Annotated in this window: 28 protein-coding genes; 14 read left to right on the top strand and 14 right to left on the bottom strand. The window is 63.6% G+C overall.

Annotated features, from left to right (window positions below):
* Positions 1-19 precede the first annotated feature (19 nt).
* Positions 20-391: a hypothetical protein gene (locus BG83_RS0125030; RefSeq protein WP_152543760.1), complete on the top strand. Its 372-nt coding sequence runs from the start codon at positions 20-22 to the stop codon at positions 389-391.
* A gap of 333 nt (positions 392-724) precedes the next feature.
* Here BG83_RS0125030 and BG83_RS0125020 read toward each other — a convergent pair whose 3' ends face one another.
* Positions 725-1,786 carry an SDR family oxidoreductase gene (locus BG83_RS0125020; protein ID WP_024979327.1) on the bottom strand — a complete coding sequence of 354 codons (1,062 nt, stop codon included), beginning with the start codon at positions 1,784-1,786 and terminating at the stop codon, positions 725-727.
* A 112-nt stretch (positions 1,787-1,898) separates the two neighbouring features.
* Here BG83_RS0125020 and BG83_RS0125015 point away from each other — a divergent pair, with 112 nt between their 5' ends.
* Together BG83_RS0125015 and BG83_RS0125010 are read left to right on the top strand one after the other, a co-directional pair.
* Positions 1,899-2,804, top strand: coding sequence for a LysR family transcriptional regulator (locus BG83_RS0125015; protein WP_024979326.1), 906 nt, complete (start codon positions 1,899-1,901; stop codon positions 2,802-2,804).
* 115 nt (positions 2,805-2,919) lie between these two features.
* Complete coding sequence (locus tag BG83_RS0125010) at positions 2,920-3,864, top strand: chemotaxis protein (RefSeq protein WP_024979325.1); 945 nt, start codon at positions 2,920-2,922, stop codon at positions 3,862-3,864.
* A 45-nt stretch (positions 3,865-3,909) separates the two neighbouring features.
* Here BG83_RS0125010 and BG83_RS0125005 read toward each other — a convergent pair whose 3' ends face one another.
* Both BG83_RS0125005 and BG83_RS0125000 read right to left on the bottom strand, forming a co-directional pair.
* Entirely contained in the window at positions 3,910-4,422 is a 513-nt protein-coding gene (locus BG83_RS0125005) for a membrane protein (protein WP_024979324.1), read from the bottom strand.
* Between the two features lie 84 nt (positions 4,423-4,506).
* On the bottom strand, positions 4,507-5,151 hold the full coding sequence (locus BG83_RS0125000; protein ID WP_024979323.1) for a TetR/AcrR family transcriptional regulator: 645 nt from the start codon (positions 5,149-5,151) through the stop codon (positions 4,507-4,509).
* 138 nt (positions 5,152-5,289) lie between these two features.
* Here BG83_RS0125000 and BG83_RS0124995 point away from each other — a divergent pair, with 138 nt between their 5' ends.
* The 9 genes from BG83_RS0124995 (at position 5,290) to paaE (ending at position 12,435) form a co-directional block, all read left to right on the top strand.
* Positions 5,290-5,721 carry a YybH family protein gene (locus BG83_RS0124995; protein ID WP_024979322.1) on the top strand — a complete coding sequence of 144 codons (432 nt, stop codon included), beginning with the start codon at positions 5,290-5,292 and terminating at the stop codon, positions 5,719-5,721.
* A gap of 73 nt (positions 5,722-5,794) precedes the next feature.
* A complete protein-coding gene (locus tag BG83_RS0124990; RefSeq protein ID WP_024979321.1) occupies positions 5,795-6,226 on the top strand; it encodes a VOC family protein in 432 nt (143 codons plus the stop codon).
* 234 nt (positions 6,227-6,460) lie between these two features.
* Entirely contained in the window at positions 6,461-6,988 is a 528-nt protein-coding gene (locus BG83_RS0124985; protein WP_024979320.1) for an SRPBCC family protein, read from the top strand.
* 40 nt (positions 6,989-7,028) lie between these two features.
* The gene (locus tag BG83_RS0124980; protein ID WP_024979319.1) at positions 7,029-8,477 is read left to right on the top strand and encodes a DHA2 family efflux MFS transporter permease subunit; all 1,449 of its coding nucleotides are present in this window, start codon (positions 7,029-7,031) and stop codon (positions 8,475-8,477) included.
* Between the two features lie 165 nt (positions 8,478-8,642).
* A complete protein-coding gene (gene paaA, locus BG83_RS0124975) occupies positions 8,643-9,662 on the top strand; it encodes a 1,2-phenylacetyl-CoA epoxidase subunit PaaA (protein ID WP_024979318.1) in 1,020 nt (339 codons plus the stop codon).
* Between the two features lie 17 nt (positions 9,663-9,679).
* Complete coding sequence (paaB, locus tag BG83_RS0124970) at positions 9,680-9,967, top strand: 1,2-phenylacetyl-CoA epoxidase subunit PaaB (protein WP_004635034.1); 288 nt, start codon at positions 9,680-9,682, stop codon at positions 9,965-9,967.
* 9 nt (positions 9,968-9,976) lie between these two features.
* Positions 9,977-10,777: a 1,2-phenylacetyl-CoA epoxidase subunit PaaC gene (gene paaC, locus BG83_RS0124965; protein WP_024979317.1), complete on the top strand. Its 801-nt coding sequence runs from the start codon at positions 9,977-9,979 to the stop codon at positions 10,775-10,777.
* Entirely contained in the window at positions 10,771-11,283 is a 513-nt protein-coding gene (gene paaD / locus BG83_RS0124960; protein WP_200869071.1) for a 1,2-phenylacetyl-CoA epoxidase subunit PaaD, read from the top strand. The genes paaC and paaD overlap by 7 nt, the downstream gene beginning before the upstream one ends.
* A 51-nt stretch (positions 11,284-11,334) precedes the next feature.
* The gene (gene paaE, locus BG83_RS0124955) at positions 11,335-12,435 is read left to right on the top strand and encodes a 1,2-phenylacetyl-CoA epoxidase subunit PaaE (RefSeq protein ID WP_024979315.1); all 1,101 of its coding nucleotides are present in this window, start codon (positions 11,335-11,337) and stop codon (positions 12,433-12,435) included.
* Positions 12,436-12,438: 3 nt separating this feature from the next.
* Here paaE and BG83_RS0124950 read toward each other — a convergent pair whose 3' ends face one another.
* Entirely contained in the window at positions 12,439-13,059 is a 621-nt protein-coding gene (locus BG83_RS0124950) for a TetR/AcrR family transcriptional regulator (protein WP_024979314.1), read from the bottom strand.
* An 86-nt stretch (positions 13,060-13,145) separates the two neighbouring features.
* Positions 13,146-13,961, bottom strand: coding sequence for a 3-oxoadipate enol-lactonase (pcaD, locus tag BG83_RS0124945; protein ID WP_024979313.1), 816 nt, complete (start codon positions 13,959-13,961; stop codon positions 13,146-13,148).
* Positions 13,962-14,071: 110 nt separating this feature from the next.
* Between pcaD and BG83_RS0124940 the strand changes: the two genes are divergently transcribed.
* Both BG83_RS0124940 and BG83_RS0124935 read left to right on the top strand, forming a co-directional pair.
* Positions 14,072-15,022 carry a LysR family transcriptional regulator gene (locus BG83_RS0124940; RefSeq protein WP_024979312.1) on the top strand — a complete coding sequence of 317 codons (951 nt, stop codon included), beginning with the start codon at positions 14,072-14,074 and terminating at the stop codon, positions 15,020-15,022.
* 129 nt (positions 15,023-15,151) lie between these two features.
* The gene (locus BG83_RS0124935; RefSeq protein WP_024979311.1) at positions 15,152-15,970 is read left to right on the top strand and encodes a class I SAM-dependent methyltransferase; all 819 of its coding nucleotides are present in this window, start codon (positions 15,152-15,154) and stop codon (positions 15,968-15,970) included.
* Between the two features lie 57 nt (positions 15,971-16,027).
* On the opposite strand, the gene BG83_RS0124930 is transcribed toward BG83_RS0124935, so the two are convergent.
* From BG83_RS0124930 to BG83_RS0124890, 9 genes are all read right to left on the bottom strand, one after another.
* A complete protein-coding gene (locus BG83_RS0124930; RefSeq protein ID WP_024979310.1) occupies positions 16,028-17,155 on the bottom strand; it encodes an acyltransferase family protein in 1,128 nt (375 codons plus the stop codon).
* An 89-nt stretch (positions 17,156-17,244) separates the two neighbouring features.
* Positions 17,245-18,528: an RNA polymerase sigma factor gene (locus BG83_RS0124925; protein WP_024979309.1), complete on the bottom strand. Its 1,284-nt coding sequence runs from the start codon at positions 18,526-18,528 to the stop codon at positions 17,245-17,247.
* A gap of 11 nt (positions 18,529-18,539) precedes the next feature.
* Positions 18,540-18,971: a YciI family protein gene (locus tag BG83_RS0124920; RefSeq protein WP_024979308.1), complete on the bottom strand. Its 432-nt coding sequence runs from the start codon at positions 18,969-18,971 to the stop codon at positions 18,540-18,542.
* Positions 18,972-19,128: 157 nt separating this feature from the next.
* The gene (locus BG83_RS0124915) at positions 19,129-19,959 is read right to left on the bottom strand and encodes a hypothetical protein (protein WP_024979307.1); all 831 of its coding nucleotides are present in this window, start codon (positions 19,957-19,959) and stop codon (positions 19,129-19,131) included.
* Positions 19,960-20,237: 278 nt separating this feature from the next.
* Positions 20,238-20,891: a GntR family transcriptional regulator gene (locus BG83_RS0124910; RefSeq protein ID WP_024979306.1), complete on the bottom strand. Its 654-nt coding sequence runs from the start codon at positions 20,889-20,891 to the stop codon at positions 20,238-20,240.
* 226 nt (positions 20,892-21,117) lie between these two features.
* Positions 21,118-22,326: a porin gene (locus BG83_RS0124905; protein ID WP_024979305.1), complete on the bottom strand. Its 1,209-nt coding sequence runs from the start codon at positions 22,324-22,326 to the stop codon at positions 21,118-21,120.
* A gap of 59 nt (positions 22,327-22,385) precedes the next feature.
* Positions 22,386-23,738, bottom strand: coding sequence for a TRAP transporter large permease (locus BG83_RS0124900; protein WP_024979304.1), 1,353 nt, complete (start codon positions 23,736-23,738; stop codon positions 22,386-22,388).
* Positions 23,739-23,744: 6 nt separating this feature from the next.
* Positions 23,745-24,233, bottom strand: a complete 489-nt coding sequence (locus BG83_RS0124895) for a TRAP transporter small permease (RefSeq protein ID WP_037032478.1) — start codon at positions 24,231-24,233, stop codon at positions 23,745-23,747.
* Between the two features lie 133 nt (positions 24,234-24,366).
* Entirely contained in the window at positions 24,367-25,359 is a 993-nt protein-coding gene (locus BG83_RS0124890; protein ID WP_024979302.1) for a TRAP transporter substrate-binding protein, read from the bottom strand.
* Positions 25,360-25,435 lie beyond the last annotated feature (76 nt).

Below are 25,435 nucleotides of genomic sequence, written 5' to 3'. Positions count from 1 at the left end.
GCCGACTCTTCGCACGTACGTGAAACTAGCCGGCTTCTACCTTGTGGCCATCGGTCTGCTTCTTAATGGTTGGAGCACATGGACTGAAGGCACAGTCCTCCTCCGGCCAAAGAACGCCGAGGCATACGTCGCCATGCGCGGGGGTGCGAACGAAGGCTCGTTTTACACCTATGTCGTCAGCAATCTGGCTGTCGGTGCGCTTTTTCTGCTTGCGAGCGTCGTTGTGACTTGGGCGGTCTTCTTCTCTCGGAACTCCGCAACCAAGGCCAAGGTGCTGGAGAGCGTGAACACTCCGCCGGTTAGGGGGCCACGTGTCCCGACGTGGTTTTTCTGGTCCGCGATCATGTTCGTCGTGGGCGTGTTCGTTTATGCGTTTGCTTCCATGCGCTGACGTCGTGGCGCCGCAGCGTGGTCGCTGGCGCAGGTAACGTCATCACCGACCGTTATCGGCCAGGAGCGGCCGTTAAACGACTAAACAACCATAACCTGTCCAGATGGCCACTTTATGCCTAACAGCACAATTTCGTTGATCCACAACGAACATCAATTTGGTGGGACGTACAGGATTTGAACCTGCCTGCCTGCGTCGGTAAACCGTCGCCGCTCGACCCATGAGCTACCGTCCCGCCTTCACTATATCGACCCTTCCTGAGGAAACCCGAGTCGGGACATCCCCCTAGCCGGATCGGCCAGTGCGCTACTCGGGCGGAGGCATCCGGACGCTCTACCCCGGAATGATTCTGCGCTGGCGCAAGTCGTCGAAGATGCGCATGAACATCGCTTCCGTCTCCACGTATTCGTGAAAACCAAAGCGGCGCGCCTTGGAGCCGTCACCGAACATGTCGTAGTCCCATGAGAAGACGAAATCGGCAAAGCGCCACGAAGACACATCGCGGTAGGGCGTGTTCGCCAAACCATGCTTGGCGATCATGCTTTGCCAGAGTGGCGCCTTGTCGGCCATGACGATGTCGAGCGACAAGGGCAGCGGCGGGGCGACTTCCATCGCAAAGTAGCCGGCGATCTTCGGCCACATTTCGCTCCAGCGGAATAGGTCTCCGTTGTTGATGTTGAAGGCCTGGTTGGCGCAGCGCGGGTCGGTGGCGGCCCACACGGTGGCGCGGGCAAGCAGGCCGGCATCGGTCATTTCCAGCAGGTGGTCGTATGCGCCGGGTTTGCCGGGAAAGCGCAGCGGCAGGCCCAGTTCTTTCGATAGCGACGCGTACACGGCGATGGCCACGGCAAGGTTCATCGGATTGCCCAGCGCAAAGCCGCCCACCACCGACGGGCGGATGGCCGACCATGTCCACGCCTTGCCCACCTGGCGCGCTTCCAGAAAGGTCTGCTGGTCGAACATGAATTCGGGCGGCATGAAATGCGCATCGGTTTCGCGCGCCGGGGTTTTGAATGGCCCGAGGTGACCGCCGTAGACCTTGTAGCCCTGCATCAGGCTGATGTGCGCGAGCTGGGGCGATGCGGCTTCCATGGCGTCGACCACGTTGGTCAGCATGGCGAGGTTGGGCGGCACCAGCTCAGCCCAGGTCGGGCGGTCCTGATAGGCGGCGTAGAAGAGGTGCGTGACGTCGCCAAGTGCGCCGAGCTTGATGCGCGTGTCGGCTGCGTCGAGCAGGTCGACGGCGATGTGCGTGATGCGCTGCGTCGATGCTCCGCCGCGGCGCGACAGGCCCACGATGCGCCAGTCGTGCAATGTGGCGAGGTGCTCGATCAGGTTGTGGCCGATCACGCCCTGTGCGCCCACGACGAGCGCGACTTTATTCTGTGCAGTCATGTTGGTGTTGGGTTGAGCCCGAAGCAGCAATGGCAATGGCCACCAGTATGAGAACGGTCGGATCTGTGCGATAGACTGCCGGCAAGCACAACATCTATGAATTGAAATCACAATGTCGCGGCTTGATGTCAATCGCTTTGGCGAGATGGAAGTCTTCGTGCGGGTCGTGGAAGAGGGCGGCCTCTCCGCTGCGGCGCGTGCTTGCCGCATGACGCCGTCGGCGGTGAGCAAACTGGTGGCACGGTTGGAAGCCCGGCTGGGCGCGAGGCTGGTGAACCGCTCCACGCGGCGCTTTCAGCTCACGCCCGAGGGCATGGCGTTCTATGAGCGCAGCGTGACGGTACTGGCCGATCTGGACGAGGCCGAGCGCGAGGCTTCTGCCGGGGCGCAGCCAGCAGGGCGCTTGCGCATCAATTCCAATGTGCCTGTCGGCACGCATTTACTGCTGCCGATCGTGCCGGCGTTTCTGACGTGCCATCCGGAGGTGTCGCTCGACATTGCGCTCACGGATCGCGTGGTCGATCTGCTGGAAGACCGCACCGATGTTGCCCTGCGCAGTGGTCCGCTAAAGAGTTCTCGGCTGGTGGCGCGCAAGCTGGGGCAGACGCGCTTGATGGTGGTGGCGTCGCCTGCCTATCTGGCGCGCGCCGGCATGCCGCGCACGCCGGCTGATTTGGCAAACCACAACTGCCTGGCGTTCAGCTACGTTCGCGCCATCAGTGCCTGGCCCTTTATCAAGCGCGGGCGCCGCACCGAATTCACCCCACACGGCAACACGCAGATCAGCGATGGCGAGGCGCTGCGCGCCGTGGCGGTCGCCGGTCTGGGTTTGGCGCGTCTGGCCGAGTTTCAGGTGCGCGCTGACTTGGATGCGGGCCGTCTAGTCCCCGTCCTGGAGGATTACAACCCGGGCGAGACCGAGGACATCCACGCCGTCTATGTCGGTCACGGGGCGCATCTGCCGGCGCGCGTGCGGGCGTTTCTGGATTTCCTGGTCGCCCATGTGAAGGTTGCCTAGGCTTGTGTTTCCCCACGCTGGCAGGGCTCGGCCTTCACATTCGCAAAACCCCTTCAAGTTGCCAAACGCCGTGCCGTTTACCGCCACATAACGTGTGCTTGAACGGGGGAAGACAATGTCGCAGCACGAAGTTGATGAACGGACCAATCTGACAAACAACAACCGTTTTGAACTGTTGCTGTTCCGCCTGGGCGAATCTGCGCGCTCCAATCAGCGCGAGATGTTCGGCATTAACGTGTTCAAGGTGCGCGAGATCATGGTCATGCCGCCTGTGACGCATGTGGCGGATGCCGGCGCCCATATCCTGGGCGCGGTCAATGTGCGCGGCCAGATCATTCCCGTGATTGACCTCGCCAGTGTGATCGGCACCAAGAACGGCAATGCCAACATCCTGCTGATTACCGAATACGCGCGCTCCACCCAAGGCTTTGCGGTGGAGGAAGTGGACGAGATCGTGCGCCTGGAATGGAGCCAGATCTTTCCGGCCGAGGCGAGCGTGGGCAGCAGCAATATCACCAGCCTGGCGCGCCTGGATGGCAACGCCGACAACTCGCGCCTGGCCCAGGTGATCGACGTCGAGCAGATTCTGGTGGATGTGTTCCCGACCCGCCGTACCGATCTGGCGCCCGACAATGGCGAGCGTCCGATCAAGCTGCCCCCGGGTGCCAAGCTGCTGGTGGCGGATGATTCGGGCCTTGCACGCTCGCTGATCGCCAACGGTCTGGAAGCGATGGGCACACCGTACGTGATGACCAAGAGCGGCCAGGAAGCGTGGGACACGCTGCAGAACATCGCACGCGATGCCGCACGCGAAGGCAAGACTGTGCGCGACAAGATCGCGCTGGTGCTGACCGATCTGGAAATGCCCGAGATGGACGGGTTCACGCTCACGCGCAAGATCAAAACCGAGCCGGCATTCCAGTCGATTCCGGTGGTGATTCACTCGTCGCTGTCGGGCTCCGCCAACGAAGACCACGTGCGCCGCGTTGGCGCCAACGGCTACGTTGCAAAGTTTGAAGCGAACGAACTCGCGCAGGCCATCGCTTCTGCGCTGGGCTAAACCCTGGAGCCCGGGCGACGTGCAATGCGCCGCCCGGGCTTTTTATCACTTGCGGCTTTGGTGATCGCCGCCAAGCGGGTCGACGACGATCATGGTGCGATCGAGCACACCGTTGTCGTCGAAGAGGGCGTTGAAGTGCGCCTGTTGATGCCCGACGATGTACATCCGGTATGACCACGCCTCCCGCTTCATCAGCGGGTAGTATTGCGTCGGTTCGCGCGGCATGCCAAAGCGCTCCGCCACATCATGCTTGGTCCAGACGCCGGGCCGCGCTTCGTAGATTTCCTTTTCAGTCAGCATCTGCCGGAAGTTGGTGAGCTTGCCGCCCGCGTCAAAGTCTGCGGCATAGACTTCGTGCCCCATCGGCTGCTTGGAATAGATCCAGCGGTGCGTGCCGCCTGCCAACTGATACGTCTCGGTGGGCGTGCCAAACGTCTCGCGTACGGCACTTTCGGGCTGGCCGATCATCTTTTGGGCCGTCTGGATCGGCGAAAGCGCCGCGCATGCGCTCAGCACGAGCGCGGCGGCGCTGATCCATCTGCCTGGTCGCATCTGCATGGTGGTTCTCCGGTGTGTGGCTTGTGCTGATGGTAAACACTTCGGGTGCAGACAATATTCCATCGGCCCTCTGTCCAGCTGTCTCTACAGGCCGTTTTCCACCATTTCCACCACACGCAATGCAATGGCGCCGGTCTGCTCAGGCGGGCGCCCGCGCAACGGCCCATCAATGATGAGCAGGGCCAGCCCATGCACCGCCGACCATGCGAGGTATTCGGCGCCCGGACGGCGTTCGGACGGCAGTACGCCGGCAGCGGTCATCCGGTCGAGCGCCAGGCTTAGCAACTGGAACGGGTTCAGGCCACTATTGCCGGCCTTGGCAGGGTCCGCGTCGTTTTCTACTTCATCGGGCACCGCAAAGGCTGTGCGGAAGAGGCCGGTCTCCGTCTGCGCAAACCGTAGATAACCCACGCCGATGGCGCGTAGCGACGCACGTGCGCGCGCATCTTCTGGCCACGTCGGGTCGATGGCATCCAACTCCGCTTCCATGGCGCGCGCCAACGCCGCCAATGCCTCTGCCCGCACGGCTTGTAGCAAGTCCTGTCGCCCCGCGAAGTGCCGGTAGGCGGCATTTGGCACCACGCCCGCGCGGCGCGTGGCTTCGCGCAGCACGATGGCGTCGGGCCCGCCGGCGCGCGCCAGTTCAATGCCGGCGTCAAGCAGCGCACGTCGCAAGTCGCCATGGCGATACGTGGTGCGCACGGGTGGTCGGGGCGGTTCCTGGGTCATGCAATGCAACTCCGCAAGTTCTATGTGGACACCGTCCATTATGTCTGCTATCTTTTGTGGACAGTGTTCACAATTAAACCCTAGGCGCTGTGACGCAAATTTCCAAGCCTTTCGTGCAACAGATGTTTGGAGGCCAACATGACGATTGCCACTACCGCAGCGGACGACGAGGCCCAACTACGTACGTTGATTAACGAGTGGGCTGCCGCCGTCCGCGCCAAGGATGTCGACGCCGTCATGCGTCATTACGCACACGATGTGGTGGTCTTCGATGTGATGCCGCCGTTGTTCGTCAAAGGCGTCGACGCATACCGCCGCAACTGGCAAAGCTGGTTCGATGCGCTTGAGGGTCAGGCCGATTTCCAATTCACCGAGCTGCACCTTGAGGTGAGTGGCGATCTGGCCTATTGCTTCAGCGTGAATCGCTTGCGTGCGCGCTATCGGGACGGTGCGAAGCACGATGCGCAGACGCGCGCTACCGTGTGTTTCCGCAAGCGCGATGGCCGTTGGCAAGTCGTACACGAGCATGCCTCAGTGCCGATGCCGGTGACTGAACCGGCGTGCGGCTGAGCGAGGTTTTCCCCCGACCGCGTGGCGCAATGCGCGGCTTTGCAGTCCCCCAAGTCCACCCCAAGGAGTTGTGATGCAAGTTCAACCGTATCTGTTCTTCGAAGGTCGTTGTGAAGAAGCGCTGGAGTTCTACAAGAAGACGCTTGGTGCCAAGGTCGATGTGGTGATGCACTACAAGGATGCGCCCAAGGACGCACAGCCCACTGCCGAGCAATGCGGCGGCATGGCGCCCCCGCTCGACAAGGTGATGCACGCCGCCTTCCGCGTGGGCGAAACCCAGATTCTGGCGTCCGACGGCATGGCCGGCGGCAAGACGGATTTCAAAGGTTTCGGGTTGTCCGTGAGCGTGTCCGACAACGCCACTGCCGAACGGACATTCAAGGCACTCGGCGATGGCGGTCACGTCACGATGCCGATGTCCGAAACGTTTTTTGCCAACGCGTTTGGCATGGTGACCGACCGCTTCGGCATCACGTGGATGGTGATCGCGCCCAAGCCGATGTAATTGCGGTGCGTGTGAAAACGGCCGCCGCTCGGTGGCCGTTCTACGAAAAATCGTAGGGCGCCTGCCTTGGCGCAGGGCCACGGTCCGGTGCCAGGCTGCGCGATCATCGGCGCCTTACTAATATCAACGAAACCACCCCCTTGGCGACGACCGGCTGTTCTGGCCGCGACCCTTTGCACGGCTTGCGCAAAGGCGTCCCTTCACCTGCTGTCCCCATCTGTTGGAGCGCTCTTCATGCTGAAGATCATTGCGATCGTCATCGTCGTCGCGATTGCTGCTGTGCTGGGTTTTGCCGCCGCGCGCCCGGATACCTTCAAAGTGCAGCGCGAGATCGACATCAAGGCACCGCCCGAAGAAGTGTTCGCCCTGATCAACGATTTTCACCACTGGACGACTTGGTCTCCGTGGGAAAAGCGTGACCCCGCAATGAAGCGCACCTATGGCAGCCCCGCGAGTGGCAAAGGCGCGAACTATGCGTGGGATGGCTCGCGGGAAGTGGGGGCCGGGCGCATGGAGATCGTCGATTCAACGTCGCCCAGCCGCATCCAGATTCAGCTGGATTTCCTGAAGCCCTTCGCGGCGCACAACACTGCGGAATTCACGCTCAAGCCTGCCGGCGATGTGACGCACGTCACCTGGGCCATGTATGGCCCGAGCCCGTTCATCTCCAAGGTGATGGGCCTGTTCTTCAGTATGGACGCGATGATCGGCAAGGACTTTGAAGCCGGTCTCGCCCACCTTAAATCGGCTGCGCAATCCTGATCGACATTCAGGCGCAGCGGCCAATCATAGGAGTGATTCCATGACGCATGGCATCGACGAACGCAAGCGCTGGCTTGCCCTCATCGTGCTCTGTCTGGGCGTGCTGATGATCGTGCTGGATACGACCATCGTGAACGTTGCGCTGCCGTCCATCCAGGCAGACCTGGGCTTTACCGAAACCTCGCTCGTGTGGGTCGTCAACGCCTACATGCTGACCTTTGGCGGCTGCCTGCTGCTGGGTGGCAGGCTGGGAGACCTGTTCGGACATCGCAAGCTGTTCCTGCTGGGGCTGACGTTGTTCACGCTGGCTTCGGCTGCATGCGGGCTGGCGAATTCGCAAGGGCTGCTGATCACGGCGCGCGCCGTGCAGGGGCTGGGCGGTGCAGTGGTGTCGGCGGTGTCGCTGTCGCTGATCATGAACCTGTTCACCTCGCCGGCGGATCGCGCCAAGGCGATGGGGATCTACGGTTTTGTGTGTGCGGGGGGCGGCAGCATCGGCGTGTTGCTCGGTGGCTTGCTGACGAGCACGCTGAGCTGGCACTGGATCTTCCTGGTTAATCTACCGATTGGCGTGGCGGTGTATGCCGCGTGCGTGGCGTTGTTGCCTGCGGGCAAGCCGTTGGCCGATCGCACGAAGCTGGACGTGGCGGGCGCGATTGCCGTGACCGCGTCGCTGATGCTGGCGGTGTATGCGGTCGTGCATGGCAACGAAGCCGGTTGGACATCCACGCAAACGCTGACGCAGCTGGGCATTGCCATTGCGCTGATGATCGCGTTCCTGATCATTGAATCGCGCGTGTCGCATCCGTTGATGCCGCTGCACATGTTCGCGCTGCGCAACGTGGCCACGGCCAACTTGGTGGGCGTGTTGTGGGCGGCGGCGATGTTCGCGTGGTTCTTCATTTCGGCGCTGTACATGCAGCGCGTGCTTGATTACAGCGCCATGCAGGTGGGGCTGGCCTTCCTGCCGGCCAACATCATCATGGCGGTGTTCTCGCTGGGCTTGTCGGCCAAGCTGGTGATGCGCTTTGGCATTCGCGCGCCGCTGTCGTTGGGTTTGCTGGTGGCAGCTGTGGGGCTGGTGCTGTTTGCGCGCGCGCCTGCCGGCGGCAGCTTTGTGCTCGACGTGCTGCCCGGCATGCTGTTGCTGGGCCTGGGCGCCGGTGTGGCATTCAATCCGGTGCTGCTGGCGGCCATGAGTGATGTGGCGCCGGATGAGTCGGGCCTGGCGTCGGGCGTGGTCAACACGTCGTTCATGATGGGCGGTGCGTTAGGCTTGGCCATCCTGGCAAGCTTGGCCGCTGCACGCACCGAAGGTTTGACCGCGGCAGGCGCCGATGCCACGACCGCGCTCAATGGCGGCTACCACCTCGCGTTCCTGTTGGGCGCTGTTGCAGCCCTGCTTGCTTCTGTGTTGGCAGGGGTGTTTGTGCGCACCCGCACGCATGGGGCGGCGCAGGGGGAAGCGTCGTCTGCAGCGCCAATCTAAGTCCGAGAAGGGCAAAGAGGACGCCGGTTTCACCGCATGTCTCAAACGAGGCATGCGGTGAAACCCGTTATTGACCGACCGGTCGGACGGTTTATAATCGATCCATCCAAAACACGGCGCACATGACGTGCCGTGCACATGCCCAGAAAGCGGCCGGAGGATCGCATGTACACCCAAAGCCTCGACCAGCCCGGCGGTCTGCCCACGGAGCAGGAGCTGGCCGCTGCCTCCCAAGGCGAAGCCGATTTGCAGGCGCGCTTTGACGCACGCATCGGCGCCGACCACAAGATCGAGCCGCAAGACTGGATGCCTGCGCCTTACCGCAAGACTTTGCTGCGGCAGATTTCGCAGCACGCGCATTCCGAGGTGGTGGGTATGCTGCCCGAGGGCAACTGGATCAGCCGCGCGCCGTCGCTCAAGCGCAAGGCCATCCTCCTGGCCAAGGTGCAGGATGAAGCGGGCCATGGCCTCTATCTCTATTCCGCCGCAGAAACGCTTGGTAGCTCGCGCGACGAGATGATCGATGCGCTGCACGAAGGTCGCGCGAAGTATTCGTCGATCTTCAATTACCCGACGCTCTCCTGGGCAGACGTGGGCGTGATCGGCTGGCTGGTCGATGGCGCAGCGATCATGAATCAGGTGCCGCTGTGCCGTTGCTCATACGGCCCGTATGCGCGCGCCATGATCCGCATCTGCAAGGAAGAGTCATTTCACCAGCGCCAGGGCTATGAATCTTTGCTGACGATGATGGGCGGCACGCAGGCGCAGCGCGACATGGTCCAGGAATCCGTCAACCGCTGGTGGTTTCCGGTGCTGATGATGTTCGGGCCGCCCGATACTGCATCGCCCAACAGCGCGCAGACCATGGCCTGGGGCATCAAGCGCATCTCGAACGACGATCTGCGGCAACGCTTTGTCGATGCCACCGTCGAGCAGGCGCGCGTGCTGGGCGTGACGCTGCCCGACCCCGGCCTCACGTGGAACGAAGCGCGCGGCCACTACGATTTCTCACCGCTCGATTGGTCTGAGTTCAAGCGTGTGCTGGACGGCCACGGCCCGTGCAACCGCGAGCGCCTTGCCACCCGCAAGCGTGCACACGAAGAAGGCGAATGGGTGCGCGAGGCCGCGCTTGCCTACGCGCGCAAGCGGGCCGAACGCGCCACCGCCAACCAACAAGCTGCCTGAACCGGAAGGAGCCCACCATGCATCAACACGAATGGCCGCTGTGGGAAGTGTTCATCCGCAGCAAGCAGGGTCTGGAGCACAAGCACTGCGGCAGCCTGCACGCGGTGGACGCCAAGCAGGCGCTGCAGATGGCGCGCGATGTGTATACGCGCCGGCAGGAAGGCGTCTCGATCTGGGTTGTGCCATCGGCCGCCATCACCGCCAGCGAACCTGACGACAAGCCGATGCTCTTCGACCCGATGGCCGACAAGATCTATCGGCACCCGACGTTCTATCGGCTCCCCGATGAAGTCAACCACATGTGAGCCGCGGTGATGACTTCCGACGCGCATCTGCAATACATCCTTCGTCTGGCCGACAACGCGCTCATCCTCGGCCAGCGCAACGCGGAATGGACTGGCCATGGCCCGGTGCTGGAAGAAGACATCGCGCTGTCCAACCTGAGTCTTGACCTGATCGGGCAGGCGCGGTTGCTCTACACGCACGCGGGGCAGATTGAAGGCTCGCTCACCGGTACGCCTCGCACCGAGGATGACTACGCCTACTGGCGTGCGGAGCCTGCTTTCCGCAATTACACGCTGCTCGAGCTGCCGCATGCGGGGCCAATGGTGGCGACCTCCGCAACCGCGCGCGACTACGCCGTCACCATCGTCCGCCACTTCCTGTACGCCGCATTGATGGTGCCGCTGTGGGAGGCGCTGACGCGTTCGACCGATACCGAACTGGCCGCCATTGCCGCCAAATCGGTGAAGGAGATGCGTTACCACCTCGCCCATACGCGCGACTGGCTCGTGCGCTTCGGTGATGGCACCGACGAATCGCATGCGCGGGCCCAAGCCGCGCTCGATTGGCTGATGCCTTACACCAACGAATACTTCGCTGCGGATGACGTTGAAACTGCCGCGGCCGAGGCCGGTATCGGCGTGCATCCGGCAGACCTGCGCGGCGCATGGGAAGCCACGGTGCGCGACGCATTGGACGAGGCCACGCTGCGTTGGCCAGAGGCTGGTCCGTATGTCAGCACCGGCAAGCACGGCGTGCATTCCGAGCATATGGGTTATCTGCTGGCCGAGATGCAGGGACTGGCGCGCCAGTATCCGGGGGCATCGTGGTAAGCGAGCGGTTGGACCGCGCCCGTATCGCGCTGGACGCCGTGACCGATCCGGAGATTCCCGTGGTCACGCTCGCCGAGCTTGGCATCCTGCGCGATGTGCAGCTCGACGAAGCCGGCACACTGGTGGCAACGATCACGCCCACGTATTCCGGTTGCCCGGCCATGGAGCAGATTGCCGATGATGTGAGCCGCGCGTTGCAGGCGGCAGACGTGGGTGCGTATCGCGTGCGTTCGGTGCTGTCGCCGGCATGGACAACGGATTGGATCACTGCCGAAGGGCGCCGCAAGCTGCGCGCCTTTGGTATTGCACCGCCGGCACATGTGGCCGAAGTAGATGGCACCCGCCCGATTCGTCTCACGCGCCCAATGCAGGCCGAGCATATCGCCTGCCCGCAATGCGGATCGCACGATACGGTGCTCATCTCCGCCTTCGGTTCGACAGCTTGCAAGGCGCTCTACCGCTGCCGCGCCTGTCGCGAGCCGTTCGACTATTTCAAGCCTTACTAAGCCCTACTAAGCCCTACTAAGCCCTACTAAGCCCCACCGAGCCCGACCGCCATGACTCCGCAATTCCACCCCTTGCGTGTTGCCGAAGTGCGCGGCGAGACGGCCGATACGATTTCGGTGCGCTTTGACGTGCCGAACGATCTGCGTAACGCATACCGCTTTACGCAAGGCCAGTTTCTGACGCTGCGCGTGCCGCCCGGCCAACTGCCCGGACACGAAGAACTGCGGCGCTCGTATTCCATCTGCTGCGCCGTGCAGGACTACGACGCGCACGGCGAGTTGCGTGTGGCGGTCAAGCGTGTCGATGCGGGGGTCTTCTCCAATCACCTGCACGACCGTATCCGCGTGGGCCAGACGCTCGATGTGTTGCCGCCTGACGGCCGCTTCTACGTACCGCTGGCAGCCGAAAGCGCGCGTCACTATGTGGCCTTTGCGGCTGGCAGCGGCATCACGCCCATCCTGTCGCTGATCAAGACGACGCTGGCGGCCGAGCCGCAGAGCCGCTTCACGCTGGTCTACGGCAACCGCAGCGTCGACAGCATCATTTTTGGCGAAGCGCTCGAAGATTTGAAAGACCGCTACCTCGATCGCTTCGCGCTGTATCACGTGTTGTCGCGGCAGGCGCAAGAGATCGCGCTGTTCAACGGGCGGCTGGACGGTGCGAAGGCGCGCGCTTTTCTGGACACGCTGATCCCGCCCGAGGATATTGATGCCGCCTTCATCTGTGGTCCGTCGACGATGATCGACGCGGTGGAAGCGGCGCTGCTTGAGCGCGGGGTGCCGCGCGAGCGCGTGCATGCCGAGCGCTTTGGCGTGCCGGTGGGCGATGCGTCGGCGGCGGCCAGGCCGCGCAAACACGCCGCCATGGCTGGCGATGTCGCGCTGACTGTGGTGCTCGACGGCAAATCGCACGAAGTGCCCATGGCGGGGGATGCCAAGGTGCTCGACAGTGCGTTGAACGCGGGGCTCGATCTGCCCTATGCGTGCAAGGGCGGTGTGTGCTGTACGTGCCGTGCCAAGGTGCTGGAAGGCCGTGTGGAGATGGACAAGAACTTCACACTGGAAGACTGGGAAATCCAGCAGGGGTTTGTGCTGACCTGCCAGGCGCGCCCGCTCACGCAGCGCGTGGTGGTCAGCTATGACGAGCGGTGAACGTCAGCCTTTTCTGCCGCCTGGGTCGCTCAGCCCGTTTTCCAGCATGTCGATCACCATTTCCGCATAGCCCTCGTACGAGAGTGGCCCGTCAGGTTTGAGCCAGGTGAACGTCCAGTTCATCATGCCGAACAGCATCATCGTGATGGGCGTGCGGTTGGCTTCATCCACTTTGTCTGGGTAGGCCGCGCCAAGTTGCCGGCCCACGGCCGCCACTACGTCCCGCTCGCGCGCGAGCACGATGTCGCGCTGCTCCGGCGCCAGGTATTTCACGTCATTGAGCAAAGCAACATGCCGGGTGCGCGACGTAGCGTATTCGGCCAGGAACGTACGGACCAGCAGATGCAGCGTGGCGCGCGCCGAAAGCTTGGCGTGCCGCGCGTCGCTCTCGGCGCGTTCAACCAGATCGGCCAGCCGGCGCGTGTAGCGGTCCAGCAGGTCGAACAGGATGGCTTCCTTGCCTTCGTAGTAGTGATACAGGCGCGATTTGGAGCCGCCGCACGCAGCGGCAAGCTGGTTCATCGACACGCTCGGATAGCTGTCGGCCGCAAAGGCCTCGGCGGCGGTGTCGAGCACGCTTTCGCGGCGCAGTTCGAATTCGTCTTCGTTCTTGACGCGGGACATGGCTGGCGGCACATCGGTTGGATGGCCGCCATGTTAACCGGCTGGGTTGCCGCGTGTCGATGCCGTGTCGATGCATCGTCCACGCATCAAGCCGTTTCGCGCACGGCCAGGAAATCCAGCACAGCGTTCATGAATGCATCCGGCTGCTCCACGTTGGCAAGATGCACGGTGTCCAGCATGTGCAGTTGCGCCCCCGGAATGGCGGCGGCAATTTCCTCGCCGTGGCAGGCGGACGTCACGGTGTCGTGCTGGCCGGCAATGACGAGCGTCGGATGCGTGATCAGCGTGATCGTGCGGCGCAGGTCGGCATCGCGCACCGCTGTCCACCCGCCGATGATGCCCTCGCGCGGCGTCGCCAGCAGCGTGCGGCGGAATGGTTCAACGGCCGGGTCGCGTGCCTCCAGCATGCGTGCCGGAAACCAGTTGCGCAGGAACGTTTCGGCCGTTGCCTGCATGTCGGGCGCCTGCTGAAGCTCTGCAATGGCCTGGTCGAAATACTGCGTCGGTCCGATGTGCGCGGCGGTGTTGGATAGGATCAGCCGATCGATGCGCTCCGGCACATGAATCGCCAGCCACTGCGCCACGATGCCGCCCAGCGACAGCCCCAGCATGTGCACGCGCTGGATGCCCAGCGCATCGAGCAGCTCCACGACGTCACGCCCAAGCCGATCCATCGAGTAGGCACCGGCGGGGGCATCCGAAGCGCCATGGCCGCGCGCGTCGTAGCGCAGCACATGAAAGTGCTCAGCAAGGCGTGGCACGGTCACGTCCCACATATGGAGGTCGGTGCCGATGGAGTTTGACAGCAGCAGGACGGGCTTGTCCGCCGCGCCGTCGAAGCGATAGGCGATGCGCGTGCCGTCACCGGTGGTGATGAAGGAAAGGTCGTTGCGGGTGGTCATGATGGGCTCCTGAGAAAGACGGTTGAAACGATTGGATGTCGTCATCCTAGAAGCCGAGGTGGTTCGTGGATACTATGAAGTTCTGACAACCTTTGTAGGTTTTGCCGACAATGCAGAACTTCACGCTTCACGAGCTGCAGTGCTTCGACGCGGTGGTCGCCGGCGGCAGCTTTCAGGCGGCCGCCGATCGGCTGCACCGCTCGCACCCTTCCGTGTTTGCGGCGGTCGCCAAGCTGGAGGGGCAACTGGGCTTGAGCCTGCTGGACCGCAGCGGCTATCGCGTGCGCTTGACGGAAGCGGGGCGATCGTTTCATCGCAAGGTGCAGTCCGTGCTGCGTGAGAGCGATGAACTGCGAACCCACGCAAAGCAGCTGGCGATGGGCGAGGAAGCCGAATTGCGCGTGGTGCTGGGTGACCTGTGCCCGCTGCAGCCCGTCCTGGCACTGCTCAGCCAGTTCTTCGGCCAGTGCCCGCAGACGCGCCTGCAATTGCAGTTTGAAGCCGTCACCGGGCCGTGGGAACGCTTGCTGGACGACGACACCGACCTGATCGTCCACCGCGTACCAAAGGGCGATGTGCGCATGGAATGGATCGACCTGGGCAAGATCGCCATGGTGCCGGTGGTGGCCCCGGGCTTTCTGCCGTTCCCCATCACATCGGCAGTGACGCCACAGCAGATGCAGCGCTTCATGCAGTGCGTCATCAATGATTCGGCGCGGAACCCGCCGGAGCAATCCCACTACGTCATCGAAGGGGCACCGCAGTGCGCCGTGCCCGATCAGTTGATGAAGAAAGAGCTGATCCTGCACGGCATGGCGTGGGGGCATCTGCCGCGTTTCCTGATCGATGCGGAATTGCGCGAAGGGACATTGCTATCGATTGCGGGGCGGCATTTTCCTGGCATGGTGCAGGAGCTGGCGGTTGCGCGACGGCGGGATCAGCCGCACGGGCCGGTCGCCAATCGGCTGTGGGAATTTCTCGGCGACCACGCACCGGTGCTCAAGCCGGCGTTGGGGCGCATGCCGCGTCAGGCAGGGGCGGCCACCAGAAAACGTGTGTAATCCCGCGCCTTGACGGCCCTTCATGCCTTGGCGGGCATGTCCTCTAGTCGACTTGGCGGAGTGCCCGCTGCGCGGTTCCGGGCTATAACGATTCATGCTCGACCCTTCCTTGGGCAAAGGTGGTGAACGATGGCTGCGCATGGCACCGATCAGGTCTTCTCTGGCTCCATTCCCGAGCTGTATGACACGCTGCTGGTCCCGTTGATCTTCGAGCCCTATGCGGTGGACATGGCTGCACGGGCGGCGGCATGTCAGCCGCAGCGCGTACTGGAAGTTGCGGCAGGTACCGGAGCCGTGACGCGCGCACTGGCGCGTGCGTTGCCTGCGACCACCGAGATTGTCGCGACCGACCTGAACCCGCCGATGCTCGATCGCGCGGCCGCCGTGGGCACAGACCGGCCCGTGACATGGCAGCAGGCCGACGCCCAGCAACTGCCGTTTGCCGATGGCTCTTTCGATGTGGTGATCTGCCAGTTTGGCGCGATGTTCTTCCCCGACCGGCCCAGGGCCTTTGCTGAAGCGCGGCGTGTGCTGACACCAGGCGGCAGGCTGCTCTTGAGCGTGTGGGGCCGGATTGAAGATAACGACTTTGCAAATGTGGTGACGAAGGCGCTGGCGAAACGCTTTCCCGAAAATCCGCCGATGTTTCTGGCGCGTACGCCGCATGGTCATTACGACCCGGTGCCTATTCAAGCCGATGCCCGCGCGGGCGGTTTTACCGCAGAGGTCATGTACGACGTTGTCCCAGCGCGCAGCCGGGCAGATACGGCACGCGTGGTGGCCATCGCCTACTGCCAGGGCACGCCGGTGCGAGGCGAACTGGAGGCATTCGGCCCCGATGCACTGACCGACGCCACCGAGGTATGTACCGATGCATTGACGGCCCAGTTCGGCGCGGGCCCGGTCGACGGCAAGATCCAGGCGTTGATGTTCAGCGTGACAGCTTGAGGAGAGCAGGCAGCGGCATCGCGTCACGCACCGCAGGCGGCGCAGAGGCGTCGCTGCTCAAGATTCCTGTTGACCCAGGCGCGTACGCGAGGCGTGCCGACGGTTGCGCATCCAGCCGATGGCGCGGCGGCCCATGGCAATGGACGGTAGCTCCACATAGCGATGCAGCAGCATGGCCAACACCAGCGTGAATGCAAGATTGACGGCAAACAGCATCAACTGGGTGCCGATCCATTCGGGCGCCAGCCTGCCCACCAGGCGGTGCGTGGCTTCAATCACGCTCGGGTGAACGAGGTAGAGCGCGTACGACAGCTCACCCAGCCAGACAGCGACGCGCGGCACGCGAAGCTCGCCGCAGTGCTCCATCGCCACCATGCCGATCAACAATGCGCCTGCGGGCAGCCCCCGGGCGAGCAGATCGAACTTGGGAACAGGGCCAACGACCGATATCACGAACGTCGCCACGCCTATCGCCATCAACACCCGCGCGTAGGCCGGCGTGAGACGATGCCGATTTGCCGCATACAGCCACGCCAGCCCCGCGCCCAGCAGGAACTCCAGCACAAGCGGATTGGCTGCCATGGCCTGCAGCGGGGTGGCCCAGTCGTACAGCGCTTCCGGGTTGCGCTGCACGACGCCGCTGTGCCAGAACGGCACGATGATCGTGGTCGTGAATAGCGCCAGTGCCACCAGCCCAAGCGCGCGCCGGCCGAACAGCGCCAGCCCGACCGCACACAGCGCGTAGAAGAAGACCTCGTAGTTGAGCGACCAGCCCACATACAGTGCCGGATACCCGAGGTACGGCGCATCCACATTCGCCTGCGGCACAAACGCGAGCGAGGTCAGCAGCACGCCCGCCGACACCGGGTTGAGCCACGTGGAATGCAGCACCGACATCAGCCAGTAAGGCGGCGCAAGCCGGAACGCACGCTTGACGAGAAATTCGCTGGCCGGCTCAGGTCCTTTCGGGCCAAGAATGGCGACCCACGCAATGATGAAGCCGCTGATGACGAAGAACACATCCACCCCCACATGCCCGCGCTTGATCACATGCGTGGTCAGCCACGCAAGGGCAGGGATATCGGCATGGGCCAAGGCGAGCCCGGAGTGGTACACCACCACATACAGCGCGGCAAAGCCCCGCAGTGCCTGAATGCTGAGAAGGGAAGACGAAGAACGGTTCACGCAGGATGGACGACCACGGCGCGATCAAGGTTCCGCCGCCGTCGCGTTATCGACAAGCCAATCTGCGTAGCAAGCGGCGTGCCGCGGCGTTACTCCGGTGCGCCGCACTTGGCTGCGCGTTCCAGCAAGAGCGCGCGTTCTTGCCGATTGTGTGCAAGCACTGCTGCGCGTTCGTACTCCACGCGGGCCTCCTCCGGGCGGTTGAGGCGCGCTAGAAAATCGGCGCGCACGCTGGGCAACAGGTGATAGCTGCGCAGCGCCGGCTCGGCCAGCAGCGTATCGACAATCTCGAGCCCCGCCTGCGGGCCATACGCCATGCCCACCGCCACGGCGCGGTTCAGTTCGACGATGGGCGACGGCGTGAGCTGCGCCAGCGCGTCGTACAGCGCAGCAATGCGCGTCCAGTCGGTTTGTTCGGCGGTGCGTGCGCTTGCATGACATGCCGCAATTGCCGCCTGCAGTCCATACGGGCCGAGCCCCCGCCCGCAGGCTTGCGCTTGTGCCAACGCTGCAAAGCCACGCCGGATGAGCAGGTAGTCCCAACGGCTGCGGTCCTGTTCCATCAGCAGGATGGGCCGGCCGCCCGGGCCCACGCGTGCACGCAGGCGCGAGGCCTGAAGCTCCATCAGCGCAAGCAGACCATGCACTTCCGGCTCGCCCGGCATGAGCCCGGCCAGGATGCGGCCCAGGCGCTGCGCCTCTTCACATAGCGTGGGACGCGTCCAGTCGTCACCCGCGGTGGCGGCATAGCCTTCGTTGAAGACGAGATAGATCACCTGCAGCACGGCGGAAAGCCGCTCGGGCAACGCATCGGGCTCGGGCAGCTCGAACGGCACGTGTGCGGCGGCAAGCGTCTTCTTTGCCCGCACGATGCGCTGCGCCACCGTGGGCTCCGGCACCAGAAAGGCCCGAGCGATCTCGTCCGTGGTCAGCCCGCCGAGCAGTCGTAGTGTGAGCGCCACGCGGCCTTCGTGTGGCAGCACCGGATGGCAGGAAATGAAGACCAGCCGCAGCAGATCGTCGCCGATGGCTTCGTCGCGCGCTGTTTCGGCGTCGGCCTGGGCAAGCTCCTGTTCGATCTCCAGCTCGATCGCAAGCAGCGCATGCTTGTGTTCCGCCAGCGTGTGATGGCGCAGCCGGTCAATGGCGCGGTGTTTGGCGGTGGCCGTGAGCCACGCGGCCGGATTGTCGGGGATACCGGATGCTGGCCATTGCTCCAGCGCCGCGACCAGCGCATCCTGCGCCAGCTCTTCGGCCAGCCCCACGTCGCGCAGCAGGCGTGCAAGCCCGGCAATGATCCTGGCCGATTCGATGCGCCACACCGCATCGATGGTGCGGTGAATGGCGAGCGCATCCGGCGTTGAACCGGCCATGACGGCGCCGTTTATTGCTGCTTGGCCGCCAGTTCTGCGCGCAGGCGTTCTTCGCGCTCGCGGGCTTCGGGTGTGAACTCCGCACCAAAATCTTCCGCTTCAAACACGCGGCGGATTTCCAGGCGCACATTGCCGCCGGCATCCAGTGCGGGCCAGCGCTTGACCCACTCCAGTGCTTCTTCTTCCGACTTGACTTGCAACATTGTGTAGCCGGCGATCAGCTCCTTGGCTTCCGCAAACGGGCCATCGATCACCGTCGGCTTGCCATTCTTGAATTCCACGCGTGCGCCGCGCGAGCTGGGGTGCAGCCCTTCGCCGCCCAGCAGCACGCCTGCCTTGGCCAAGTCTTCCATGTACTTGCCCATGGCGGTGAGCAGTTCTTCGCTCGGCATGACGGCGGCTTCGGTGTCTTTGTCGGCCAGACGCAGAATCATGAATCGCATGGTGTTTCTCCTTGAGTTCGATGGGTTTGGAGGCGACGCATGATGTTCGCGCCTCTACTTGCACGTCGAATGAAGGGTGGGCGGAGTCGACAGACCTGGCAAGCGAAAGTGTAACAACATGTAACGGGAAGGTGCCTGAAGAGCGCGCCGCTGCCGATCAACGGCATTTGACCTCGTAGTCGACAACGTGCGGCGGGTCGTCTTCCCCTGCGGTGGTCACGGTCAGCTTGCCGGCGGGGCCGGTGTAGCTGAAGTCGCAGTAGGCGAGGCCCGTGCCTGCACAGTTTTCGGTTTCTACCAGACCCTGCTTGACCAGGGCGCTCTGGCGCGGCTCGCCGTTGGGGCCGCCTCGTACAGGCTTCCAGCCCCTGGAGGCGAGTGCCTTGCGGGCCTTGTCGATCGGCATGCCGTAGATGGCCGGTACCTTGGCGCGGCCATGGCAGACGGCATCTTCGTCGGCAATTTTGCTCAGGCGCACCGTGCCGTCAGCGTCGACACGCAAGTCACCGACCGGCGACGCAACCATGTCGCCGTCCCACACGCGCACGGCGCCGCCTTCGAGCGCGGTGAGGGTGCCGATGGCGGTGTCTTCGGCGGATTTGCCGTAGGCCAGCGCGACGAGCTTGTCGTTGTCGAACACGGCCACGTTGCCTTGCGTGATGCTGCAGGTTGCGCTGGTACCGGCTTCCAGACGGCCCGCAAAACTGATGGCGCGATACGTGCCGGAAGAGGCCGAGCCAAGCGGCACATCGGCCATGACCGCCCAGCCTTGTGCCGCCACCTGCTTGGCTGCTGCCGATGCCGGCTTCATGACGACCTGTGGGCAGTCAGCTCGGTCGCTCTTGCTGCCGGTGGCCTTGGGCAGCACGTTCAACGGCTTGATGCGGATGTCCTTTACATCGGAGGCCACGCGCAGGGCGTTCGTTTGTGCCAGCGCTGGCAGCGCGAGTGCCAGGCTGAGTACCAATGCGGCAGCAGGCAAGGTCATCGGCAAAGGGTTCACTGAAGTGCAATTCGGCATGGAGGGCGGTGCATGGGAAGCGGGTTGATCTGACATGATCCACTGCGCATGTGAACCAAGGATTAACAATGCGCCAGGGCCGAACGACTGGTGCATGCGACAGGGCGATTCGGGAATGTGCATTCCCAGGGGAGGGGATGTTTGTGCCGGAGCCAGTCACGGCGGTGCGGGCTGGCGAAGGCCGTGCTCCGACACGGTGCATCAAGCGGCCGCCCCAGCCTGAAGCGGCCACTTGCCCGGACCCGCTAGATGGTGAAGTACTCCGGGCGCAGCCGGCGGGTAATTTCCAACACGGGCAGCACGTGATCCAGGTGCTCCCGCATGGCGCGCACGGCGCGTTTCGGATTGTTGGAAGCGAGGGCGTCGATCACCGCGCGGTGCTCGGCCAGGACCTCGGTCATGCGGCCCTCCAGCGGTAGGGTCAGCAGCCGGTAGCGGTCGATCTGCGTTTTGACTTCCAGGATGATCTGCCAGACGCCGGGGTAGCCCGACAGCTCGGCCAGCGTGGCGTGAAAGGCTTCGTCGGTGCGGAAGAAGCCGCGCCGGTTGCTCTCTCGAACGCATTGCGCCTGCCGTTCGAGCACGACGTTCAGCTTGTGGATGCCTTCGGGCGTCATGCGCTCGGCAGCCTTCTCGATGATGGCGACTTCCAGCGCGCCGCGCACGAGCATGGCTTCTTCCAGCGTGTTGAGGGGAATGCGCGACACGAACGTCCCGACGCGGGCCTGGACGTCGATCAGCCCTTCCTCGGCCAACCGCTGGACGGCCTCATGAACGGGGGTACGGCTGGTGCCGAATTCTTCTGCGAGATCCTTCTCGACGATGCGCGTTCCGGGTAGCAGTTCCATCTCGACAATCCGCTCACGCAGCTTCAGATACACGCGTCGGGCGGCGGTCATGGTGGCCTCGTCCTCAGGGGGCGAGGGGAAAGGGCGCGAAGTCATACAGCTCGCAACGAGTTCGGGGGGAAGTGGAAGGGATCGCAACGGCGCGGCCTGAGGTGTCGATGCGGTCAGAGACCAAGGGCAGCGCGGGCACCATGATAGCGGCAAACTCCGCGCACTTGAACTGAGGTGAACCCGGTCACAGCGTCCGGGCGGACGCCGTGACCGGCGCTCAAACCGGTCAGAACCGGTGAATCATGCCGACAGCCACGGTAAGTTGCGACCCGGTTGCCGAAGGCGCGCCGTTCTGGCCATCGCCGATGGACGCCGTGGCATCGATGATGCCCCCCGTGGGCGAGATCGTCTTACCCTTTGCTTTCTGATACGCCTCCAGCAGGTACAGGCCCGTGCGCTTGGAGAAGCTGTAGTACTGCGACAGGTTGAACTGGTGATACGTCGCCGCGTCCGCAATGCCGTTGGCCTTGGTGGCGCGCGTGTACGAATAGCCGGCGGCCAGGTCAAGCGTCGGGGTGGCCTTGTAGTGCAGGACGGCACCGCCGGTATTGAAGATCGCCTCGCTGGCGAACTTGGAGTTCACACCCGGGATGTACTGCACGTTGGAGTACGACACCGACACGTCCCATGCCGGCGAGAACGTGTATGAACCGAGCACGGCAAAGCGCTGTTGCGCCGCCGCCAGTTGGTAGCCGGCGTTGATGGCGGACACGGCCGGCTGGCTGCCGTTGTTGGACAGCGCTGAGTTCGCGCCCCAGGCACCGCCGCCCACCGTCGAGTTGTTCACGCGCATGAAGCCGGCGCCCACGCCGACCGGGCCATTGGCATAGCGCGCGGCAAAGCTCCAGGTGGAACCGTTGCCCACGCTGCCCGGCGTTTCGCCCATGCCGTAGGAGCCGCTGAAGGTCACGCCGCCCAGCGTGGGCGAGGTATAGACCACGGAGTTGTTGACGCGGTAGTTTGTGTCGAGCGAGTCGATATCGCCCGGGTGCGCACCGTAGAAGCCGGTCAGCCAGTTGATCGGGCTGTACGGGGCCAGGATCGAGAAGTACGCCGTGTACTGGCGGCCCAGCGTGACGGTGCCCAGCTCGCGGTTGGCCAGACCCACGAAGGCCTGGCGGTTGAACATCAGCCCCGAGACCGATTGCGAGCCCGTGTCGCCGTTAAAGCCTTCTTCAAGCACGAACTGCGCGCTGTTGCCGCCGCCCAGGTCTTCGTTGCCCTTGAAGCCGAAGCGGCTGCCCGACCAGATGCCGCTGTTCTGCTTGACGACCGAGTGGCCGTTCGACGTGGACCCGACCGAGGTCTGGTTGCTCTGATACCCGACCGACACGTCGATGTTGCCGTACAGCGTGACGCTGCTCTGCGCGTACGCTGATCCGGCGATGCCTCCTGTGAGCGCGATCGCTGCCGCGATTGCTACTTGGCTCTTCATGATGACTCCTTCCTTGATGTCGCAGCCGTGGCTGCATGTTGGTTATTCGTTGAGGGGGCTCAGTACACCGGGTGCCCGTTGATCACGCTCGGCAGCCAGGTCGAGAAGAACGGCATGTACGTCACCACGTTGATGGCGGTGAAGATGGCGAGGTAGTAAGGCCAGGCGATCTTGGTGGTCTCGCCAATGGAGACTTCGCCGATGGCGCAGCCGACAAACTGCACTGAACCGATGGGCGGATGCACCAGACCCAGCGAGCAGTTGAGCAGCAGCATGATCCCGAACTGCACCGGGCCGACGCCGCAATGCATGGCCATGGGCAGGAACAGCGGCGTGGTGATCAGGATGTGCGCGGCCATGTCGACGAACGTGCCCAGGAACACCTGCAGGACGTTGATGTAGAGCAGCATCAGCCACGGTGCGGCGCTGGTCTGCGTGAGCATCTGCTCGATGGCGTCCGGAATCTCCAGGTAGGCCATCTGGAAGCGCAGCATGTTCGACACGGCAATCAGCAGCAGCACCACGCCCGTGGTCTTGGCGGCGTGGGCCAGCGCACGGCGGAACTTGGTCCACGTCATGGAGCGATAGACGAGCACCGTCAGGCACAGCGAATAGGCGACTGCGATGGCCGCGGCTTCGGTGGCGGTGGCAATGCCCATGGCCACGCACACCAGGATCAGCGCGATCACCATCAGGCCTGGTACTGCGCCCACAAAGGCACGTGCCACGGCAAACCAGCCGGGGAAGGGCGGCAGCTCGGTCGAGCCATCGGCGCGGCGCGGGAAACCGTAGCGCTTGGCTTGCCAGTAGGCGGCGATCAGCACGAAGCCCATGACCCACAGCACCGGCAGCAGCCCCGAGAACAGCAGGTCGCCAATCGACACGCCGCTCACCTGCTGGCCGTTGAGCGAGCCCACGATGCCTTGCGCCGCAAAGGCGTAGATGATCATGTTGGTGGAGGTCGGCATGAGCGCGCCGGCCAGCGAGGCATGCGTGGTCACGTTCACGGCGTAGGCCGCGCTGTAGCCTTCGCGTTTCATCAGCGGAATCACCACGCCGCCCATGGCGGACGTGTCGGCGGTGGGCGAGCCCGAGACGCCGCCGAACAGCGTGCAGGCCACCACGTTGGCCATGCCCAGGCCACCGCGGAAGTGCCCCACCAGCGATTGTGCGAAGCGCAGGATGCGGTCTGCAATGCCGCCGTGCAGCATCAGCTCGCCCGACAGGATGAAGAACGGCACGGCCAGGAACGAGAACGCGTTCATGCCCGAGATCATCGACTGCATGGCGGTGGCCGCCGGCAGGCCTTCGTGCAGATACGTCAGCACGCATGACAGGCCGAGCGCGAATGAAACCGGTACGCCCAGCAAAAGAAACGCCAGAAAACTGACGGAGAGAATGGCGAGATCCATGGTGACTTAACTTGCGTCTTGCGCGAACAGCCCGACCAGGCGTTCGAGAGCGAACAGGGCGATGGCGACACTCGCCACGATAGGAATCCAATAGCGAACGGCTTCAGGCAGCCCGAGAATGGGAATACGGTCACCGAACGTGGTTTCGGCCATATCGAAGCAGCCGATGAAGATCACCACGGCAAAGGCGATCAGGCACAGCTTCTGCAGCACGTGCGCGGCGCGCTTGCCGCCCGCGGGCAGGCGTTCAACAAAGGAATCCAGGCCGATATGGCCGCCTTCGCGCACCTTCAGCGCAGCGCCGAACATGGCAATGACCACCACCATGAGCAGGGCGATGGGTTCAACAAAATCCGGCGCGTTGTTGAAGACGTAGCGCATGATCACGCCGTAGAAGACAAGCACGGTCAGCGTGGCCAGGCATGACGCCGCCACAAGCGTGAGCACGAGCGCAAACGCATCGTTGATGCGCTTGAGTAAAGACATCGATTGCATGCTGAACCTGGAGGGAACGCGGTATCGGAGGTGGGCAGGCGGGGCCGGTGTACCAACGACGTACATCGGGAGCCTGCCCGGCGCGGGGCCTGCGGGAAAGTCGCAGGCCCCGCGCTTGAGCGGTGATGCAGGCTTACTTGGTGGCCACGATCGCGTTGACGATGTCCTTCATCTGCGGCGTGGTCTCGTACTTTGTCCAGATCGGCTGCATGGCCTTGACGAAGGCGGCGCGGTCAACCTGCGAAGCCGGCACGATGGTGGCGTTGCCCTTGGTCACGGTTGCCGTGGCGGCCTGCTCGCGCGCGGTCCAGAGCTTGACGTAGTACGGCACGGAGTCGGCAGCTGCCTTGCGGATTGCGGCTTGCTCCTGCGGCGTGAGCGTGTCCCAGATCTTCTTGGAGAAGACGAGCACTTCCGGCGTCATCGCATGCTGCGTTTCGGAGTAGATCTGTGCGACTTCAAAGTGCTTGGTTTCTTCATACGACGGGATGTTGTTTTCCGCCGCATCCACCAGGCCCGTCTTCAGGCCGGTGTAGACCTCGCTGAATGGCATCGGCGTGGGCGTGCCGCCCATGGCCTTGATCTCGTCGACCATCAGGTCCGACGGCTGCACGCGGATCTTCACGCCCTTCATGTCGGCCGGGGTGTGGATGGCCTTCTTGGCGTAGATCGAGCGTGCGCCGCTCTCGTAGAACGTCAGCGCAACGAAGCCCTTGGCGGCAAACGAATCGAGGATCTTCTGGCCGACCGGGCCGTACATCACCTTGCGGAAGTGGTCAATGTCGCGGAACAGGAAGGGCAGCGAAGGAATGACCGATTCGGGAACGATCTCGTTGAATGCCGCGCCGTTGGCACGCACCATGTCGATCGCGCCAATGCGCACCTGGTCGATGGTGTCTTTCTCCGAGCCGAGTGCGCTGTTGCCGAACACCTTGACGGAGTCCTTGCCGTCGGTGGCCTTCTTGATTTCTTCCCCCATGAACTTGACGGCCATGTTGGTGGGGTAGGTGTCGCCGTGCACGTCGGCTACACGGAAGGTGCGCGCTTGCGCAGCGCCGCTTGCGAAGGCGGCCAGCAATGCGGCGAACAGCAGGGACGAACGAGCGATTGTAGTAGGGCGTTTCATGATGGATGTATGGGCAGCAGGGTCGGAATAAAAAGGCGCCGGCCAGCGGAACCAGCCGAGCGCGAAGGAGGCGGGT

It is taken from the genome of Ralstonia pickettii (genome assembly GCF_000607165.1).
GTDB classification, from domain to species: domain Bacteria; phylum Pseudomonadota; class Gammaproteobacteria; order Burkholderiales; family Burkholderiaceae; genus Ralstonia; species Ralstonia holmesii.
This window is presented reverse-complemented; position numbering and strand designations above follow the sequence as displayed.

What these genes read in the sequence shown, in the direction of transcription:
- BG83_RS0124900 (WP_024979304.1), bottom strand. Translation starts at nt 23,738, where the DNA reads ATGGATCTCGCCATTCTCTCCGTCAGTTTTCTGGCGTTTCTTTTGCTG.
- BG83_RS0125000 (WP_024979323.1), bottom strand. Translation starts at nt 5,151, where the DNA reads ATGACCCAGGAACCGCCCCGACCACCCGTGCGCACCACGTATCGCCAT.
- BG83_RS0124935 (WP_024979311.1), top strand. Translation starts at nt 15,152, where the DNA reads ATGGCTGCGCATGGCACCGATCAGGTCTTCTCTGGCTCCATTCCCGAG.
- BG83_RS0124920 (WP_024979308.1), bottom strand. Translation starts at nt 18,971, where the DNA reads ATGCGATTCATGATTCTGCGTCTGGCCGACAAAGACACCGAAGCCGCC.
- BG83_RS0124895 (WP_037032478.1), bottom strand. Translation starts at nt 24,233, where the DNA reads ATGCAATCGATGTCTTTACTCAAGCGCATCAACGATGCGTTTGCGCTC.
- paaA (WP_024979318.1), top strand. Translation starts at nt 8,643, where the DNA reads ATGTACACCCAAAGCCTCGACCAGCCCGGCGGTCTGCCCACGGAGCAG.
- BG83_RS0124915 (WP_024979307.1), bottom strand. Translation starts at nt 19,959, where the DNA reads ATGACCTTGCCTGCTGCCGCATTGGTACTCAGCCTGGCACTCGCGCTG.
- BG83_RS0124985 (WP_024979320.1), top strand. Translation starts at nt 6,461, where the DNA reads ATGCTGAAGATCATTGCGATCGTCATCGTCGTCGCGATTGCTGCTGTG.
- BG83_RS0125020 (WP_024979327.1), bottom strand. Translation starts at nt 1,786, where the DNA reads ATGACTGCACAGAATAAAGTCGCGCTCGTCGTGGGCGCACAGGGCGTG.
- BG83_RS0124950 (WP_024979314.1), bottom strand. Translation starts at nt 13,059, where the DNA reads ATGTCCCGCGTCAAGAACGAAGACGAATTCGAACTGCGCCGCGAAAGC.
- paaC (WP_024979317.1), top strand. Translation starts at nt 9,977, where the DNA reads ATGACTTCCGACGCGCATCTGCAATACATCCTTCGTCTGGCCGACAAC.
- BG83_RS0124910 (WP_024979306.1), bottom strand. Translation starts at nt 20,891, where the DNA reads ATGACCGCCGCCCGACGCGTGTATCTGAAGCTGCGTGAGCGGATTGTC.
- paaE (WP_024979315.1), top strand. Translation starts at nt 11,335, where the DNA reads ATGACTCCGCAATTCCACCCCTTGCGTGTTGCCGAAGTGCGCGGCGAG.
- BG83_RS0125015 (WP_024979326.1), top strand. Translation starts at nt 1,899, where the DNA reads ATGTCGCGGCTTGATGTCAATCGCTTTGGCGAGATGGAAGTCTTCGTG.
- BG83_RS0124990 (WP_024979321.1), top strand. Translation starts at nt 5,795, where the DNA reads ATGCAAGTTCAACCGTATCTGTTCTTCGAAGGTCGTTGTGAAGAAGCG.
- paaB (WP_004635034.1), top strand. Translation starts at nt 9,680, where the DNA reads ATGCATCAACACGAATGGCCGCTGTGGGAAGTGTTCATCCGCAGCAAG.
- pcaD (WP_024979313.1), bottom strand. Translation starts at nt 13,961, where the DNA reads ATGACCACCCGCAACGACCTTTCCTTCATCACCACCGGTGACGGCACG.
- BG83_RS0124905 (WP_024979305.1), bottom strand. Translation starts at nt 22,326, where the DNA reads ATGAAGAGCCAAGTAGCAATCGCGGCAGCGATCGCGCTCACAGGAGGC.
- BG83_RS0124890 (WP_024979302.1), bottom strand. Translation starts at nt 25,359, where the DNA reads ATGAAACGCCCTACTACAATCGCTCGTTCGTCCCTGCTGTTCGCCGCA.
- BG83_RS0125010 (WP_024979325.1), top strand. Translation starts at nt 2,920, where the DNA reads ATGTCGCAGCACGAAGTTGATGAACGGACCAATCTGACAAACAACAAC.
- BG83_RS0124980 (WP_024979319.1), top strand. Translation starts at nt 7,029, where the DNA reads ATGACGCATGGCATCGACGAACGCAAGCGCTGGCTTGCCCTCATCGTG.
- BG83_RS0124925 (WP_024979309.1), bottom strand. Translation starts at nt 18,528, where the DNA reads ATGGCCGGTTCAACGCCGGATGCGCTCGCCATTCACCGCACCATCGAT.
- BG83_RS0124940 (WP_024979312.1), top strand. Translation starts at nt 14,072, where the DNA reads ATGCAGAACTTCACGCTTCACGAGCTGCAGTGCTTCGACGCGGTGGTC.
- BG83_RS0124995 (WP_024979322.1), top strand. Translation starts at nt 5,290, where the DNA reads ATGACGATTGCCACTACCGCAGCGGACGACGAGGCCCAACTACGTACG.
- BG83_RS0125005 (WP_024979324.1), bottom strand. Translation starts at nt 4,422, where the DNA reads ATGCAGATGCGACCAGGCAGATGGATCAGCGCCGCCGCGCTCGTGCTG.